This is a genomic window from Janthinobacterium sp. LPB2021202312-11-4, assembly GCF_037049705.1.
Taxonomy (GTDB): domain Bacteria; phylum Pseudomonadota; class Gammaproteobacteria; order Pseudomonadales; family Pseudomonadaceae; genus Aquipseudomonas.
Window position 1 is genome coordinate 23,975 of sequence record NZ_JBAGKV010000028.1, and the last position, 17,610, is coordinate 41,584.

General features: G+C 60.5%; 17 protein-coding genes. 8 read left to right on the plus strand and 9 right to left on the minus strand.

The genetic code is table 11. The annotated features are described in order from the left end of the window. Positions 1–341 precede the first annotated feature (341 nt). From V5E99_RS24535 to astA, 7 genes are all read left to right on the plus strand, one after another. Positions 342–1,121: a transporter substrate-binding domain-containing protein gene (locus tag V5E99_RS24535; protein ID WP_499804818.1), complete on the plus strand. Its 780-nt coding sequence runs from the start codon at positions 342–344 to the stop codon at positions 1,119–1,121. A gap of 118 nt (positions 1,122–1,239) precedes the next feature. Beyond that, the gene (locus V5E99_RS24540; RefSeq protein WP_499804868.1) at positions 1,240–1,923 is read left to right on the plus strand and encodes an ABC transporter permease; all 684 of its coding nucleotides are present in this window, start codon (positions 1,240–1,242) and stop codon (positions 1,921–1,923) included. After that, a complete protein-coding gene (locus tag V5E99_RS24545) occupies positions 1,920–2,630 on the plus strand; it encodes an ABC transporter permease (RefSeq protein ID WP_499804819.1) in 711 nt (236 codons plus the stop codon). Before V5E99_RS24540 ends, V5E99_RS24545 begins: the two co-directional genes overlap by 4 nt. Positions 2,631–2,640: 10 nt before the next feature. Then, positions 2,641–3,402 (plus strand): ABC transporter ATP-binding protein, encoded by a 762-nt coding sequence (locus V5E99_RS24550; protein ID WP_499804820.1) that lies wholly within the window; start codon positions 2,641–2,643, stop codon positions 3,400–3,402. A 9-nt stretch (positions 3,403–3,411) separates the two neighbouring features. After that, positions 3,412–3,891 (plus strand): Lrp/AsnC family transcriptional regulator, encoded by a 480-nt coding sequence (locus V5E99_RS24555; protein WP_499804821.1) that lies wholly within the window; start codon positions 3,412–3,414, stop codon positions 3,889–3,891. A 241-nt stretch (positions 3,892–4,132) separates the two neighbouring features. Beyond that, positions 4,133–5,071, plus strand: coding sequence for a citrulline utilization hydrolase CtlX (gene ctlX, locus V5E99_RS24560; RefSeq protein ID WP_499804822.1), 939 nt, complete (start codon positions 4,133–4,135; stop codon positions 5,069–5,071). After that, on the plus strand, positions 5,068–6,102 hold the full coding sequence (astA, locus tag V5E99_RS24565; RefSeq protein WP_499804823.1) for an arginine N-succinyltransferase: 1,035 nt from the start codon (positions 5,068–5,070) through the stop codon (positions 6,100–6,102). The genes ctlX and astA overlap by 4 nt, the downstream gene beginning before the upstream one ends. A gap of 547 nt (positions 6,103–6,649) precedes the next feature. Here the strand turns inward: astA and V5E99_RS24570 are convergent. From V5E99_RS24570 to argH, 9 genes are all read right to left on the minus strand, one after another. Beyond that, positions 6,650–7,348 (minus strand): HPP family protein, encoded by a 699-nt coding sequence (locus V5E99_RS24570; protein WP_499804824.1) that lies wholly within the window; start codon positions 7,346–7,348, stop codon positions 6,650–6,652. 159 nt (positions 7,349–7,507) lie between these two features. After that, positions 7,508–8,686, minus strand: a complete 1,179-nt coding sequence (locus tag V5E99_RS24575; protein ID WP_499804825.1) for an MFS transporter — start codon at positions 8,684–8,686, stop codon at positions 7,508–7,510. Positions 8,687–8,837: 151 nt separating this feature from the next. Beyond that, positions 8,838–10,214 carry an MmgE/PrpD family protein gene (locus tag V5E99_RS24580; RefSeq protein WP_499804826.1) on the minus strand — a complete coding sequence of 459 codons (1,377 nt, stop codon included), beginning with the start codon at positions 10,212–10,214 and terminating at the stop codon, positions 8,838–8,840. Next, positions 10,211–11,098, minus strand: a complete 888-nt coding sequence (locus tag V5E99_RS24585; RefSeq protein WP_499804827.1) for a polysaccharide deacetylase family protein — start codon at positions 11,096–11,098, stop codon at positions 10,211–10,213. The genes V5E99_RS24580 and V5E99_RS24585 overlap by 4 nt, the downstream gene beginning before the upstream one ends. Beyond that, on the minus strand, positions 11,091–11,939 hold the full coding sequence (locus tag V5E99_RS24590; protein ID WP_499804828.1) for a polysaccharide deacetylase family protein: 849 nt from the start codon (positions 11,937–11,939) through the stop codon (positions 11,091–11,093). The genes V5E99_RS24585 and V5E99_RS24590 overlap by 8 nt, the downstream gene beginning before the upstream one ends. 250 nt (positions 11,940–12,189) lie before the next feature. Then, positions 12,190–13,014, minus strand: a complete 825-nt coding sequence (locus V5E99_RS24595) for an ABC transporter substrate-binding protein (protein ID WP_499804829.1) — start codon at positions 13,012–13,014, stop codon at positions 12,190–12,192. 53 nt (positions 13,015–13,067) lie between these two features. Then, complete coding sequence (locus V5E99_RS24600) at positions 13,068–13,832, minus strand: amino acid ABC transporter ATP-binding protein (protein ID WP_127647236.1); 765 nt, start codon at positions 13,830–13,832, stop codon at positions 13,068–13,070. Between the two features lie 10 nt (positions 13,833–13,842). Then, positions 13,843–14,721 carry an amino acid ABC transporter permease gene (locus V5E99_RS24605; protein WP_499804830.1) on the minus strand — a complete coding sequence of 293 codons (879 nt, stop codon included), beginning with the start codon at positions 14,719–14,721 and terminating at the stop codon, positions 13,843–13,845. Between the two features lie 150 nt (positions 14,722–14,871). Then, on the minus strand, positions 14,872–16,299 hold the full coding sequence (argH, locus tag V5E99_RS24610; RefSeq protein ID WP_499804831.1) for an argininosuccinate lyase: 1,428 nt from the start codon (positions 16,297–16,299) through the stop codon (positions 14,872–14,874). Positions 16,300–16,593: 294 nt separating this feature from the next. Between argH and V5E99_RS24615 the strand changes: the two genes are divergently transcribed. Next, the gene (locus V5E99_RS24615; RefSeq protein ID WP_499804832.1) at positions 16,594–17,559 is read left to right on the plus strand and encodes a LysR family transcriptional regulator; all 966 of its coding nucleotides are present in this window, start codon (positions 16,594–16,596) and stop codon (positions 17,557–17,559) included. Positions 17,560–17,610: the final 51 nt, after the last annotated feature.

Sequence of the window (17,610 nt, forward strand, 5' to 3'; positions counted from 1 at the left end):
TATAGAGAAGCTCGCGCGCGAGCGATGCTGGATCGTAGCAGTGCAAATTTGTGATGTACAACCGGCATATGTGCAGGCTCTACGTGCATTTTTACCTTAGGGCAAAGATCGCAGCCTGCGGCGGCGCCCACAGGCGCGTAGGAGCTGCCGAAGGCTGCGATCTTTTGATCTTTGATAACACCCACGACCGATTCGGCTGCCAATGTCCCTCCTTCAGCGTACTTGAGCTGTCTAAACAAGGCCTTACGACACCAGCCCCACCCCGGCACTTGGCATTCTGGCGTCCCTGCCCATAAAGCGGCCTGGCCGCGATAACTCCAAATAATCCGGGACTCTAAAAAATGAAAATCAAATGGCTGACCTTGCCGGCATTGGCTTTGCTGTGCTGCACCACTGGCGCCAGCGCCAAAGAATGGAAAGAGCTGCGCTTTGGCGTTAACCCAAGTTACCCGCCCTTTGAATCGACCACCGCTGACGGCGGCGTACAAGGTTTTGGCGTGGACCTGGGCAACGCCATTTGCGCCGAATTGAAGCTGACCTGCGTGTGGGTCAGCAATGACTTCGACGGGCTGATTCCGGCGCTGAAGGCCGGTAAGTTCGACGCCATCGAGTCGTCGATGACGGTCACCGAAGCGCGCAAGAAGCAGATCGACTTCACCGATCGCCTGTACGCCGGCCCGACCGCCATCGTCACTCGCAAGGATTCCGGCTTGCTGCCCACCGCCGAGTCGCTGCGCGGCAAGACCATCGGCTACATGCAGGGCACCATCCAGGAAACCTACGCCCGGGCCAAACTGGCGCCCGGTGGCGTGAAGCTGCGCGCCTATCAGAATCAGGATCAGGTCTACGCCGACCTGGTGTTCGGGCGTCTCGACGCCTCGATCCAGGACAAGATGCAGGCGCAAATGAGCTTCCTGACCTCGCCCCAAGGCGCGGACTTCAAGAACAGCGAAGGCATCAGCGACCCGTTGGTGCCGTCGGACATCGCCATCGGCATCCGCAAGGACAACGAAGAACTCAAAGGCATGCTCAATGCCGCCATCAAGGCCCTGCACGACAAGGGCATCTACGCACAGATCCAGCAGAAACACTTCGGCGATCTGGACCTCTACAACAACTGATCCCCGCGCCCCGAACGCTGTGCCGCGATAACCGGTGCAGCGCTTCAGCGTGGGCGCCTCAAGACAGGTGACTGGCGTGAATTCCTTCCTGAATCTGATCGGGCTCGATGTTTCGGCCCTGCAAGGTTATGGCCCGCTGCTGCAGCACGGCACCTGGGTCACCCTCAAATTATCGGCGCTGTCGCTGCTGGTCAGCATGGCGCTGGGCCTGCTCGGGGCGGCGGCCAAGCTGTCGCCGCTCAAGGTGCTGAACCTGCCGGCGACCTTTTACACCACGCTGATTCGCGGCGTGCCGGACCTGGTGCTGATGCTGCTGATTTTCTACAGCCTGCAAGGCTGGCTCAGCAGCCTGACCGAAGCGATGGGCTGGCCGTACATGGAAATCGACCCGTTCGTGGCCGGGATCGTCACCCTCGGGTTTATCTACGGCGCGTATTTCACCGAGACTTTTCGCGGCGCGATCCTCAGCGTGCCCCGTGGCCAGCAGGAAGCGGCGGCGTGTTTCGGCTTGAATCGCTGGCAGCGTTTTCGCTTCGTGGTGTTCCCGCAGATGATGCGGTTCGCCTTGCCAAGCCTGGGCAACAACTGGCTGGTGCTGCTCAAGGCCACGGCCCTGGTGTCGATCATCGGCTTGTCGGACCTGGTCAAAGTCGCCCAAGAGGCGGGCAAGAGCACCTTCAACATGCTCGACTTCCTGTTGCTGGCGGCGGCGCTGTACTTGCTGATCACCAGCGCTTCGAACTATGTCCTGCGGGTGCTCGAACGCCGCTATAACCAGGGCGTGCGGGGGATGGCGCGATGATCGAATTGATTGCCGAGTACTGGAAACCCTTCCTCTTCAGCGACGGCTACAGCCTGACCGGGTTGGCCATGACCTTGTGGTTGCTGGTGGCGAGCATCGTGATGGGCTTTTTCCTGTCGTTGCCGTTGGCGATCCTGCGCACCTCGCGTTGGGGCCTGTTGCGCTGGCCGGTTCAGCTATTCACTTACGTGTTTCGCGGCACGCCGCTGTATATCCAGTTGCTGATTTGCTACAGCGGGATCTACGGCATCGCGCTGGTGCGCTCGCAACCGTTGCTCGAAGCGTTTTTTCGCGATGCGATGAATTGCACGTTGCTGGCGTTTACCCTCAACACCTGCGCCTACACCGTGGAGATTTTTGCCGGGGCGATTCGCAGCATTCCCTACGGCGAAATCGAAGCCGCCCACGCTTACGGCTTGAGCGGTTGGCGTCTGTATCTGCGGCTGATCCTGCCCTCGGCACTGCGTCGGGCGCTGCCGTATTACAGCAACGAAGTGATCCTGATGCTGCACGCCACGTCGGTGGCGTTCACCGCGACCATTCCCGACATCCTCAAAGTCGCCCGGGACGCCAACGCCGCGACCTTCATGACTTTCCAGGCCTTTGGCATCGCCGGGTTGCTGTACCTCGCGTTGTCGTTCGGCCTGGTCGGGGCGTTTCGCCTGGCCGAGAAACGCTGGCTGAACTTCCTCGGTCCCGCTCACTAAAGAGGTTTGCATGAATAAATTGACCGTAGAAAACCTGTTTAAACGCTTCGGTGACAATGAAGTGCTCAAGGGCGTCTCGTTGAACGCCAAGGCAGGGGACGTGGTGAGCATGATCGGCGCCAGCGGTTCGGGCAAAAGCACCATGTTGCGCTGCATCAACTTTCTGGAACGGGCGGACGAAGGTGCCATCGAACTGGACGGCGAACGCATCGTCACCCGCCCAGGCATCGGTGGCATGCGCGTGGCCAATCCGGCACAGTTGCAGCGCTTGCGCACGCGGCTGGCGATGGTGTTCCAGCATTTCAATTTGTGGAGCCACCTGACCGTGCTGGAGAACATCATCCTGGCGCCGTGCCGGGTGCTCGGGATCAGCCGCAAAGCCGCCGAAGACAGTGCCCGGGCGTATCTGGACAAAGTCGGTTTGCCGCAAAGGGTCGCCGATCAGTACCCGGCGTTTCTCTCCGGCGGCCAGCAGCAACGGGTAGCGATTGCCCGGGCGCTGGCGGTGGAACCGGAGATTCTGTTGTTCGACGAGCCGACTTCGGCCCTCGACCCGGAACTGGTGGGCGAAGTACTCAAGGTGATTCAGGCACTGGCCGAAGAAGGCCGGACCATGCTGATGGTGACCCACGAAATGGGCTTCGCCCGGCAGGTCTCGACCCAGGTGTTGTTCTTGCATCAGGGACGGGTTGAAGAGCAGGGTGATGCGACTATCCTCGATCAGCCAGGCAGTGAACGTTTGCAGCAATTTTTATCAGGCCGTTTGAAGTGAGAGACGTACATGGCGGATATCCGCGATCTGTCGATCGTGCTTGATCGCATTGATCAAGCCATCATCGAAGTGCTGCGCCACGATGGGCGCATCACCTATCAAAAGCTGTCCGAGCGTGTGCATCTGACCCCCAGGCCTTGCCTGGAACGGGTGCGCAAACTGGAACAGCTCGGGGTTATTCGCGGGTACGGGGCGATTCTCGATGAGAAAAAACTGACGCCGGGGCTGTCGTTGCTGGTGTTGGTGGCGTTGTCGAACCAGAGCGGGCGGGCGGCGCAGAAGGCCTTTGAGGCCAAGGTGCGGGGTTGCCCGCAAGTGCTGGAATGTCGCTTGATCAGTGGCGCGTTCGATTACAGCCTGCGGATGCGTTGTCGGGACATGGAGCATTACCGGGTGCTGACAGAGGTCTGGTTTGATGACCCGGAATTGCATATCGACAAGTTGGTGAGCCATCCGGAATTGGCGATGGTCAAGACCACGATGGAATAGATGTTTATAGCAAGATCAAAAGATCGCAGCCTTCGGCAGCTCCTACAGGATCGGGTTTTCACGCGGTCAATGCAGGCGCTGCCGAAGGCTGCGATCTTTTGACTTCAGGCCCTCACCGAATCGGCTGAGGAACACTCCATCTTCAGCCGTTTTCAGCATCAACCACCCCCCTTATCAACCGGGTTTTCCCCCCGCCGAAACAGACAATGAGCCTCTCTCAACCCTCATTGAATCTGTGCCCATGCAAACCACCAATACCGTTTTGATGATTCGCCCGACACGTTTCTCCTTCAATCAGGACACGGCGGCGAACAACCGTTTCCAGCGCCCGGCGGCGGTGTCCGAAGACGTCCAGCTCAAGGCCCTGCAAGAGTTCGATGGCTACGTCGCCGCGCTGCGTGGGCACGGCGTTGAAGTGCTGGTGCACAACGACGCCGAAGCGCCACACACCCCGGATTCGATCTTCCCTAACAATTGGTGGAGCAGTCACCCGGACGGCACGCTGGTGCTGTACCCGATGCAGGGCCATAACCGTCGTCTGGAGCGCGACAAAGGCGTACTCGACCATTTGCGCGATGAATACCGGGTCGAGCAGTGCCTGGACCTGTCCGGCCTGGAGTTGCAGGAGGTGTTCCTCGAAGGCACCGGCAGCATGGTGCTGGATCGTCAGCAGCGCATTTGCTACGCCGGTTATTCCACGCGCACCCACGCCAAGGCTCTGGACCAGGTGGTCAGCCATTTGGGCTACGAGTTGTGTGCCTTTAACGCGGTGGACCGCCAAGGCGTCCCGATTTACCACACCAACGTGATGATGAGTGTCGGTACGCGGTTGGCCATTGCCTGCCTGGTGTCGGTGACCGAGCCTGGCGAACGCCTGGCCTTGCGTAAACGGCTTGAAGACAGCGGCAAGCAGGTCATCGCCCTCGACTGGGCGCAACTGGAGTCCTTCGCCGGCAACATGCTGGAAGTCCACAACGCGGCGGGTGAGCCCGTGCTGGTGATGTCGCGCACCGCGTGGCAATCGCTGGACGTGGCCCAGCGCCGCTTGATCGAAGCCCACACCACGCCGCTTCCCGTGAACATCGACACCATCGAACGCATCGGCGGCGGCAGCGCGCGCTGCATGCTGGCCGAAGTTTTCCTGCCTAAACACCTGGCTATCAAGGAGCACCAGCGATGATCGTCCGTCCAGCCACTCCCGCCGATTTACCCGCATTACTGGCCCTGGCCCACAGCGCCGGGACCGGTTTGACTACGTTGCCTGCCGACGCCCCACGCTTGCGTCAACGCCTGGAATGGGCGGCAAAAACCTTCGCTGGTGACGCTGAGCGGGCCGATGCCGATTACCTGTTTGTGCTGGAAAACGACGCGAATGAAGCCATCGGCATCTGCGCCCTGGCCGGTGCAGTGGGCCTGCGCGAGCCTTGGTACAACTACCGTTTGGGTCTGTTTGTCGCGGCCTCGAAAAACCTCGGGATTAATCAGCAATTGCCGACGTTGTTCCTCGGCAACGACATGACCGGGCATTCGGAGCTGTGTTCGCTGTTCCTGCACGCTGATCACCGCAGTGGCCTCAATGGACGCTTGCTGTCCAAAGCGCGGTTTCTGTTTCTGGCGGAATTCCGTGAGCAGTTTGGCGACAAGGTGATTGCCGAGATGCGCGGTTATTCGGATGACGAAGGCGTGTCACCGTTCTGGGAAGGCCTGGGGCGGCACTTTTTCAAGATGGATTTTGCTGACGCCGATTACCTCACCGGCCTCGGCAACAAGACCTTTATCGCTGAACTGATGCCCAAGTTCCCGCTACCGACCTGCCTGCTGCCGCAAGACGCGCGCTCGGTAATTGGCCGGGTGCATCCCAACACTGAGCCGGCACTGGGCATGCTCAAGGCTGAAGGGTTTGAACATCGGGATTACATCGACATCTTCGACGGCGGGCCGCTGATCGAATGCGCCACCGGGGATATCCGTGCGGTGCGTGACAGCGAGGTATTGCAGTTGAGCATCGGCACACTGGGGGAGCAGGCGGCGACGTATTTGATTCATAACCGCCAGTTCGCCGATTGCCGGATTACCGCGGCAGCGGCCAGGGTGGCGGCGGGGACGTTGATTGTGGACGCGCAAACGGCCAAGGCGTTGGGGGTGTGTGCGGGCTCGTCGGTGAGGGCCGTGAGTCTGGCGGTGCCGGTTCGGCAGCAGTCAGCAGCCTAGATCAAAAGATCGCAGCCTTCGGCAGCTCCTACATTGAACGCGTGCTAACCCGATCCTGTAGGAGCTGCCGAAGGCTGCGATCCTTTGATCTTCAAGGACGGGCAGAAAACACATCACCAACGCTACACCGCTTGGCATGCAGCTCGCTGGCGTGAATCAGTTGCTCAAGGTCTTGTCGGTAAGGGCCGTGAGTCTGGCGGTGCCGGTGCGGCAGCAGTCAGCAGCCTAGATCAAAAGATCGCAGCCTTCGGCAGCTCCTACATTGAACGCGTGCAAACCCGATCTGTAGGAGCTGCCGGAGGCTGCGATCCTTTGATTTTCAAGGACGGGCAGAAAACACATCACCAATGCTACGCCGCTTGGCATGCAGCTCGCTGGCGTGAATCAGTTGCTCAAGGTCTTGTCGGTGAGGGCCGTGAGTCTGGCGGTGCCGGTGCGGCAGCAGTCAGCAGCCTAGATCAAAAGATCGCAGCCTTCGGCAGCTCCTACATTGAACGCGTGCAAACCCGATCTGTAGGAGCTGCCGAAGGCTGCGATCCTTTGATTTTCAAGGACGGGCAGAAAACACATCACCAATGCTACGCCGCTTGGCATGCAGTTCACTGGCATGAATCAGTTGCTCAAGGTCTTCCGGCGTCACGTCGATGAACGCCTCCATATCGGCCAGCGCCCGCTTCAGGTCCTCGGCCGTAATGGCCTGGCTGTCCGCCGAGGGCAGCGTCGGTGCCGATTCGGCGGCGCGTTTGGGGTAGCGAATCCGTGTCAGGTTGTTGTACGCCAACGCGCACAGCAGCATCGCCGAAGCGCTGAGCATCACCGGGCCGAGGGCTTTCCAGTCCAGGGCGATGGTCGCCGGGTCCGCGAGCACCAATAACAGCGCCAGCGCTCCGGCCGGCGGGTGCAGGCAACGCAGCCAGCACATCAACATCAGCGCCATGCCCGCCGCCAGGCAAGCACTGCCCAGGGTTCGCCCGAGCACATGGGCGACCAGCAGCGCGATCACCCCGGCGCTCAAATAGCCGCCCAGAATCGACCATGGCTGGGCGAGGGCGCCGGAGGAGACGGCGAACAACAACACCGCCGACGCCCCGAGCGGGCCGACCAAATGCTGCGCCACTTCTATGCCGAACACCTGGCTGCATAACCAGACGCTGAACAGCGTGCCCAGGGACATGCCGATGGCCGCGCGGCTCCATTCGGAGGGGCGGGTGTTAATGGCGGCGGGCAGCCAGCGAGCGAGCATCATCACAATCGATCCGTTGGCAAAATCCGGGGCAAAAAAAAAGGCTTGGCTGGGATACCCAGAAAGCCCTTGAAGGTGTTCCAACTATTGGGGGAGGAACGAGGCGCAGTGTGCCGTTCATTCCCGATGCTGACAAATTCATATTAATGCAGCTTCAATGCATTACTTTTGCAGTATCGCCACCCGCCGGCCGGCCATGAAACACAGCGAGCCGCCCATCGCCGTCAAAGCGCAGAGGGCGTAGAACATTGTCGGCGCCGGGGTGTGCATCAGCAAGAAGCCGCAGATCACCGGGCTCAACGCGCCGCCCAGTGCCGCGAGGTTTTGCGCGCCGTAGTAACTGCCGCGCAGTTCTTCCGGCGCCAGGGTGTCGACGAACAGGAACTCTGCCGGGTAGATGATCATTTCACCGAGGGTGAAGATGAACATCGCCACGCACCAGCTCACCAGGCCATCGGCCAGGCTGAACCCGACTAACCCCAAGATGAACAGGCTGGTGCCGCCGGCAATCCAATAGCGCAGTTGTTCGCGCTTGAGGAAGCGGCCGATCTGGTATTGCAGCAGGATCACCGTGATGGCGTTGCAGGCGAGCAGGGCGGCCATGGTTTGCAGGGCGCGCTTGGAGTCGTGGGTCACCAGCAGGTATTGCGACAAGTACAAGGTGAAACGGCCGTGGACCACGGTGCTGAACAGGCAGCCGCAGGTGAACATGATCAAGGTGCGGTCGTTCTTGAGGGTGGTCAGGGTCTTCAAAAAACTCTGGGGCTGGCCGATGGCGGGCACTTGGGCGGCGTCTTTCGGAATACCGCTCATCAAGAAGATGCTGAAGAACGCGATGCCGCCGGCAATCAGGAACGGTGCAATCGGGTACACCCCGGCGATCACCACGCCGAGCATCGGCCCGGTCGCGTAGCCGATGTTGGTCAAGGTGTAGCGCAGGGAAAATGCCTTGGCCCGTTGGCCCATGGGCAGGTTTTCACTGAGGATCGCTTTCGAGCCGATCAGGAACAACGCGGACGCGGTTTCGGTGATGACCAGGGTGGCGGTGGTCAGGTAGAGGTTTTCGGCGAAGGTCAGCAGCACGAAGCCGATGGCGCTGGAGAGCATGGCCAGGATCAACAGCCGGCGCTTTTCCAGTCGGTCGATGATGTAGCCGCCGTAGAGGGCGAGCAGGGTGGCGATAAACACCGCGATGCCCAGCAGCAGACCAACGTCCTGTTGGTTGAGACCGAGTTTGTTGCTCAGGAACAGCGTGAGCAACGGGCTGGTGATGGCGCGGCTGACGACGATGGTCAGCGAGCAAATCATCAACCGGCGGATAACGAGCGAGTAAGTGGCCACGGTGGGGCAAATGTCCTTATTCAGATGTTATGGGGCTCGGCGTCATACCGAGTTGCTGCCATTCGCGGGCAAGCCTCGCTCCTACAGGTTCGCGCTAACCCCGTAGGAGCGAGGCTTGCCCGCGAAGAGGCCGGTACAGACAGCACACCATTCAAGTCAGCCACCGATCCAAGGTTGCAACAGATTCCAGTTCATCAACCCGCCACAACTGCCCAAGCAGTTCTTCAACCTGCTGCCGCGCCATCACCCGCCCGGCCAGACTGAAAAACTTCTCCTCCAACGCTTCATCACTCAGCGGATTGCCCGGCGCGCCCAACGGCACTTCAACGCACAGGCTGGCTTGCCGACCGTCCACGGTCCGCACGCTGACGACGGGCTCGCCATCCTCGGACAGTTGCGGGTCCACTTCAAGCCGGATACGCGACATCCAGTCAGCGATTCGCGGGTCGTTGCGTTGCGCCTCGTCATAGGCTTCCAGTCGGCAATGCCCCAGGACCAGCCGCGCGGCGAGGGCATAGCGCAAGCTCATCTGCGCCGCCGCCAGACTCGCCACCTCTTGCCCGCCGCACATGTCTTGCAGGAACCCGCACAACGACACCCGAATGTCCTCGACCTGATCGACGCCAACCTGCAACTGCGTCAGCAACAGGCCCAGGGCATCGATTGCCGAATGGGTGCCACGGCACGCGGCGTAAGGCTTGATCGAGCAGCGGGCGAGTTTCCACACCCGGCCCAGATCCGCGTCCAGCGCCTCGGGTACCGCTGCGTCACCGGCCAGGGTCTTGAGAAATCCGCCCCAGACGTCCTCGAACAACTTGGTTGGCCCGGTGATACCGCGCTGGGCGAACCGTGCCGCCAGCAAACCACCTTCGGCGGCGCGACCGCTGTGGAGTTTTTTGCTTTGGGAACCGTCATGAATAAACGCCCAAAGTCCGCCGCTGAAGCTGCCGGCGATACCCAGGGCCGACAAGGTTTGCGCAGCATCGAGGCCGAGAATCCGCGCACTGGCGGCCGCTGCGCCAAACACCCCGCACGTCGCCGTGGAATGCCAACCGGCTCCGTTATGCGCCGAATAACTGCCGCAGGCTTCCAGCACCCGCCGGCCGATTTCGTAGCCGATGACCACAGCGGTGATGAACTCCCGTCCATTCACCGTTTTCCCGGACATCGACACGGCCGCCATCACGGCGGGCAGCACCACGGCCCCGGAATGATCGCAACCCCCGGTATCGTCCAGTTCCAGCGCATGGGCGGCGATGCCATTGAGCATCGCCGCTTGCGCCGCACCGACGCGCCAATCGGTGCCCCAGACCGGCGTGCTGCCGGTTTCACCTTCGAACACCGTCCGGGCCTGTTTCGCCACGTCACTGCCCGCCCCGGCGAGGGTCGCACCGAAGGTATCGAGAATGTGCCGCTTGGCCTGTGCCACCAGCGCGGCCGGCAGATCCTCAAACCGTGTGTCGACACAAAACTGCGCCAGGTGCTCCATGCGCATCACGCCTTGGTAGGCACTGCAAAATTCGCTCATACGCCGTAATCCCGATAGTGCCGCTCATACACCGCCGCAGGATGATCCTCCGTCACCCGCACCGCCGAATCCGCCCACCACTGCGCCACGTCACCCGCCGTGGCAATCCACACGTCCTGATGCTGCTGAATCCCTTCCAGCAATTCACGCAACACGCCGATGCGTCCCGGTGTGGCGATGATTTCCGGGTGCAGGCGCAGCACGTAACAGAGGCCAAACCGGTGAAACCCGGCGAAGTCCATTTGCAGGTTGCCCAAGGTGTGGCTGTAGGAGGCGATCCGCGATTGCGCCGGCGGCACCGCCGGGCTGAGGTTGAAGGCGAAGTAGGGTTCGTCTTCCAGTTCGTAGTGCAACGGCAGCTCAATCACCTCGGGCGCCGTCGGGTGGGCGAACGGCAAATCATCGCCACGCCACGACGAAGACCAGCGGATGCCGTGATCTCTCAACGCCTCGATAAACCCCGGCGCACCGTTGCCGGCCGGGATGCGAAACCCGGTTGGACGTACGCCGGTCAACGCGGCCAAGGCTTCGCAGCCCTTGGCGATGTCGGCGCTCTGTTCGGCCAGCGTCAGGTTGTCGTAGTTCTGATGGCGATACCCGGCGCAGGCAATCTCATGCCCGCCGGCCTGAATCGCCTGTATATGCCCGGGGTTTTCCTCGGCGACGATGCCCGGAATGCACCAACTGCTGGAGACGCCCAGCTCTGCAAACAAACCGAGCAATCGATCCACGCCGCGCTGGCTGCCGTAGCGCCAGACCGACAGGGTTTTATCCCGCCCGGCGACTTCCGGGGCTTGGGTCAGAATGCCGTGGATGTCGTTGTAATCGACCGTCAGGACGACGGCGCAGCGGTTGCCGTCAGGCCAGACACTGGAATCAGCCATGGTGATGCTCCTTCAGCCACCACTGGGCGACATCGCGGCAGGTGGCGAACCACACGTCATCGCGCTGACGCATGTGTTCGAAGAGTTTTTCCAGCAACAGGATGCGTCCCGGTTTGCCGGTGATCTTGGGGTGGAACAGGGTGGTCAGGCACAGCCCTTCATCCATGGCGCCGTCGTATTCACGGCACCAGTTGTCCAGGGTCAATTCGTAACTGGCGGTGCGGTCCAGCCCCGAGGGGAAGTCCGGGGCGCGGGTGTAGGCGAGGGAGGCGTAATCGTCCATTTCCCAGCGGCCGGGGATTTCCACCAGCGGTGTGTCGAAGCCTGGGACGTTGACCAGGTAAGGCCGATCATCGCCGCGCATGCTGCTGGAGTAAGTGACGCCAGCCTCCACCAGCATCGCCGGGGTCTCGGCGCGCCAGTCACCGGACGGCGTGCGGAAACCTTCGGAGCGGATGTTCAAATGCTTCCAGAACACCTCGCGGGATTTCTTCATCACGGCCTTCTGCTGGTCCAGCGTCAGGGCGTAAAAGGATTCGTGTTTGTAACCGTGGTACGCCACCTCATGTCCGCGCTCGACAATCGCCTGGCACTGTTTCGGCCAGTTCTCCACGACCCAGGCCGGGACGAAGAAGGTCGTCGGGATCTGGAAGGCGTCGAGCAGGTCGAGGATGCGCGGTAAAGCGCGGTAGGGGCCGTAGCCACCGAAGCCGAAGTATTCGGGCTTGCGCCAGATCGAGCCGTTGAGCATGGCATCGCCGGTCGGGCCGTCGAGGTCGAAGGCCAGGGCAAGGCAGGCTTTGTGCTGGAATGGCCAGGCGGGTTGGGGTGAGGAGGACATCTGTGGCTCTCCATTCATCTATAGGTAAAACACCATCCCCTGTGGGAGCGGGCTTGCTCGCGAACGCGGCGTGTCATTCAACATCAATGCTGACTGACAGGGTCCCTTCGCGAGCAAGCCCGCTCCCACACTGGATTTGAGTCGATCATAAATCTGTGGTCCGCCTCCCAACCTGTAGGAGCATGGCTTGCCCGCGATGGCGCACTTGAGGACGCTATCGCGGGCAAGCCTCGCTCCTACAGGGCAAGCATTACTTGCCGGCGTTAATCGTCACGGTTTTGATCGCGCCCAGTTCCAGGTCCCATTTTTTCAGGATGGTCTGGTAGCTGCCGTCATCGATCATGCTCTGCAACGCCACTTTCACCGCTTCGCTCAGCTCAGGCTTTTTCTTGCTCAAACCCATGCCGGAGAACTGCACCGAAATCGGCTGGCCGACAGTCTTGTACATGTCCTTTTCCTGAGTCTTCAGGTACGACAAGGTCTCGCTGCCCTGCATGGCGGCATCGATCCGGCTCTGGCGCAGTTGCGCCCGGGCGTCCGCCGAGCCTTCGGTGCCGATCACGACGATGGCGGGTTTGCCGGCGCCCTCACAATGGGTCTTGCTGTACTCGGCAATTTCCGCCGGGAAGGTGGTGCGGCGGCTGGTGCCGACTTTCTTGCCGCACAGGTCGGTGATTTCGTTGAAATCCTTGTTCTTCTGCAAGGTGTAGAACTGCGGACCGCTGGTGAAGTAGTCGACGAAGGTCACGCTGGCCTGACGCTCGGCGGTGTCGGTCATGCCCGACAGCACCATGTCCACACGGTCGGTGGTCAGCGCGTTGATCATTTGCTCGAAGCCGGTTTCCTGCCATTTGATCTTCACGCCCAGGCGTTCGGCCAGGGCGTTGCCCAGGTCATAGTCCAGACCGGTGAGGGTGTTGGTGGCCGGGTCCTTGAAATCCATCGGCGGGTAGTTCGGCATGATCGCGACAACGATCTCGCCCTTGGCCTTGATGCTGGCCGGCAATTCGGCGGCGAAGCTGACGCTGGAAGCCATCAGGCCGGCGAGTACTGCTGGAATTACGAAATTCTTCATGGTCGTTCTCTTATGAGTGTTGTTACGCAGCTCTTGGTTGCTGAGGCTGGCGCTTAGGTTCGAACGGCAGAAATGAAGCTTTGGGTGCGCGGGTTTTGTGGGCTTATTAGTATTTCTTCGGGGCTTCCAGCCTCCACGATCTGCCCGCCGTCCATAAACACCATGCGGTTGGAGACTTCGCGAGCGAAGCCCAGTTCATGGGTGACGACGATCATGGTCATGCCGGTTTGCGCAAGATCGCGCATCACCGACAGCACCTCACCGACCAGTTCCGGGTCGAGTGCCGAAGTGGGTTCATCGAACAGCATCAGCTTGGGTCGCATCGCCAATGCTCGCGCGATGGCGACGCGTTGTTGCTGACCGCCCGAGAGTTCAATCGGGTAGCTGTTGCGTTTGTCGGCCAGGCCGACGCGGGCCAGTAATTCCAGGGCTTCCTCGTGGGCTTCCTTGGGCGAGCGCTTGAGCACCTGGCACGGGCCTTCGATGATGTTTTGCAGCACCGTCATGTGCGGGAACAAGTTGAAACGCTGGAACACCATGCCGGTGGCCAGGCGTTGACGGGCGATTTGCGACTCGTTGAGTTCGTGCAGTTTGTTACCGACCACGCGGTAACCCACCAGCTCGCCGTCGACCCAGAGGCCGCCCTTGTCGATCTTCTCCAACTGATTGACGCAGCGCAGCAGGGTGCTTTTGCCCGAACCGGACGGGCCGATGATGCACAGCACTTCGCCTTGCTCGACTTCGATGTTGATGTCTTTGAGCGCGTGGTACTGGTCGTAATATTTGTTCAGGCTCACGGCCTTGACGATGCTTCTCATGTCGGATTCCTCAAGAACGCTTGCCGGCGCCGCGAGCGAAACGACGCTCCAGACGGCTTTGACCAAAGGACAGAACGGTGACGGCGGCCAGGTACCAGATACCGGCGACGATCAGCAATTCCATGACCCGGGCGTTGGCGTAGTAGATGTTCTGGGCGTTGTAGAGCAGTTCCGAGTATTGGATGACGCTCGCCAGGGAGGTCATTTTCACCATGCCGATAAACTCGTTGCCGACCGGTGGAATGATGATTCGCATGGCTTGCGGCAGGATGATCCGGCGCAGCGCTTGCAGGCGCGCCATGCCAATCGACTTGGCCGCTTCGTACTGGCCGGTGTCCACCGACAGCAGGCCGGCGCGCACCACTTCGGCGGTGTAGGCGCCCTGATTGATGCTCAAGCCGAGCAGGGCGGCCACGAACGGGCTCATCAGGCTCACGGTGTCCATTTCGAACAGGCCGGGGATGCCGATGGTGGGGAAAATCAGCGCCAGGTTGAACCACAACAGCAGTTGCAGGATCAGCGGCGTGCCACGGAACAGCCAGGTGTAAGTCACCGCCACGTAGCGCAGGATCGGGTTGGCCGACATGCGCATGATCGCCGTGATCACCCCGAACACAATCCCCAGCGCCATTGCCAGCACCGCCATGACGATGGTGTTGAACAAGCCCCAGAGGATCGCTTGCGAGGTGATGAACTGGCCGATGTAGGACCATTCAATCTTGCCTTCGGCGAAGGCGCGGACCAGACCGAGAATCGCGATGACGATCACGGTGGCGAAGAAAATTCGCCCGTAATAGCGCCGTGGCACATGGTGGTACTGGGTGATATCGAACTGGTTGTCGGCCAGTTTGCGCTCCGCCTGGAGTCGTTCTGCCTGAGTCTGGCTCATGTTGGTTCTCCGTAAACTGGTATTTCAGGTCAAACCTGGTGCCTGTAGGAGCGAAGCTTGCTCGCGAAAGCGGTGGGTCATTCAACGGTGATGTTGTATGTGACGACCCCTTCGCGGGCAAGCCTCGCTCCTACAGGTTTTGCGTCTGGCTTAAAGGCGGAAGCCCTGATAGTTCTCGGTCCACTCATGCTGCGCGGCGAGTGCGGTTTTCAAGCGACCGATCTGCTCGCGTACCCGTTGTGGCGCGGTGCCGCCCCAGCCACTGCGGGCGGCGATGGCGGCTTCCAGGGTCAGGCTGTCGCGCACTTCCGGGGTCAGGCGTGGATCGATCTCGGCCAGCAGCGCCGGAGACGCTTCCCACAATTCGATGTCGTGTTTCTCACAGGCCTGGACCAGCGCACCGGTGATTTCGTGGGCTTCTTTGAACGGCACGCCGCGCATGGCCAGCCAGTCGGCGACTTCGGTGGCCAGGGTGAAACCCAATGGCGCCTGACGCCGCAGTTCTTCAACGTTGACCTTCATGGTCGCGACCATCCCGGCCATGGCCGGCAGTACCAGCAGCAAGGTGTCGACGCTGTCGAGCACGCCGTTTTTGTCTTCGCTCAAGTCGCGGTTATAGGACAGCGGCAGGGATTTGAGGGTGGAGAGCAGACCGGTCAGGTTGCCGATCAAACGCCCCGCCTTACCCCGCGCCAGTTCGGCAATGTCCGGGTTCTTCTTCTGCGGCATGATCGAGCTGCCGGTGGCGTAGGCATCGTCCAGTGCGACCCAGCGAAATTGCCGCGACGACCACAGGCAAAACTCTTCGGCGAGGCGGGAAATGTTGATCCCGAGCATGCTGGCGATAAACAGGAACTCGGCCACATGGTCACGACTGGCTACGGCGTCGATGGAGTTTTCGCACACGCCGCTGTAGCCCATTTCCTTGGCCGACTGCTGGGGCAGACGAGCGATGGCGGAACCGGCCATGGCCGCCGCGCCGAGTGGCGACAGCGAAGTGCGCGCGTCCCAATCCACCAAACGCTGCACATCACGCAACATCGATTGGGCGTGGGCCAGCAAGTGGTGAGCGAAGACGATCGGTTGCGCCTGCTGCAAGTGGGTGAAGCCTGGGCAAATGCTTTCGACGTGTTGTTCGGCTTGTTCCACCAGTGCTTGCTGCAAGGCCAACACTTCAACGGCCAGGGTGCGGACGTGATCACGCAGGAACAGGCGCAGGTCGTTGGCGGTCTGGTCGTTGCGCGAACGGCCGGCACGCAGCTTGCCGCCGAGGGCGCCGAGGCGCTCGGTCAGCAGGCGTTCGATGAACGTGTGAACGTCTTCGTCGTCCAGGGTCGGGGCGATGCTGCCGGCGCGGAAGTCAACGCCGATCTGATCCAGGGCGCCGAGCATGGTGCGGGTTTCTTCCTCGCTCAACAGGCCGGCACGCTGCAGTTCTCCTGCATGAGCCTTGGAGCCGGCGAGGTCGTAGGGGGTGAGGCGGAAATAGCGCTCAGGGCAACGGGACAGGGCCGCCAGGGCTTCGGATGGGCCGCTTTTGAAGCGGGCACCCCAGAGACGGTCGGTGGTTTGAGACATTGTTGTTTTCCTCGTCGGTAAAGCGAACTGAATAAGGTCTGAAGGCCCTGAACACTCGCCGCAAATCATTCGGGCGTGGTTAGGCCAAAGCAGTTTTCAAGGGGCAGTTGCGAAGTGGCGAGAGCTGATCGAAGTGTCAGCTTTTAATGGTGCGAAATCAGTGAGTTGGCACTTAGGTACGGAATTTATTAACGGTTGCCAAGGCTTGTTTTCTGTGTTCATTATTATTAGCCAGCGTTATTTTTGTTGTTGGACACAGATTGTTTGCTAGAGCGCCAGAGGTAAATAAGCATTATGGAAACCCCACTTTCCAATTCCGGAAACCCGCCGCCAAAACCACCTCACCGGGCGCCGTTGGCGCTCAGCGGTCTGGACTTCAAATTGCTCAAAGTGTTTAAGGCGGTGGTCGAGGCCGGTGGCTTCAGTGCGGCCCAGAACGAGCTGAATGTGGGCCTGGCAGCCATCAGCAAACAGATCTCCGACCTGGAAATTCGCATCGGCATGCGCCTGTGCACCCGGGGCCGGGAAGGTTTTCACCTGACCGAAGAAGGTCGCCTGGTGTATCAGGCGTCGATTGATTTATTTGCCTCGGTCGATAACTTTCGTGATCGGCTTAGTTCAGCGCAAAACGAACTTATCGGTGATCTGGGTGTGGGGGTTGTTGATAATACGATCTCCGATCCTAATTCACCGTTAGTTGCGGCGCTTAGAAGGATTAATGAAGAGTCGCCGAAAGTAAGGTTTCAACTTCAGGCCTCACAGTTGGATGAAGTAGAGCGGGGTGTTGTCGAGGGGCGATTAGTGGCGGGAATCGTGCCGGTTTATCAGAAACGTGAAGAGTTCGATTACTACGCACTCTACGAAGAACGCTCGCAGGTTTACTGCGCAGTCGGGCATCCGTTGTTCGAGTTGCCGGAGGCGGAAATCGGCAGCCATGTGCTCAAGGATCATGAGTGCATCAACCACCGTTACGCGATTCATCGGGACAAACTGAATTTCGCCCACTACGACAGCTTTTCAGCCTCGGCGACCCAAGTGGAAGCGGTAGCGTTGTTGGTCAAGACCGGCCGATTCGTGGGCTTCCTGCCGCAACATTACGCCGCCAGCCTGGTGGCCCAAGGTCAGTTTCGGGCCGTGCGCCCGGACCTGATCAACATCGTCACGCCATTCAATCTGATCCTGCGGCACAACACGGTGCGCAGTCCGCTGGTCAAGGCGTTTGCCCAGGCGTTGGGGGTGGATTTGAAGGTGCCGGTGTGATGCTAGTGCAAGTAACTCCAACCCTCGAACTGCACAAAACATGTAGGAGCT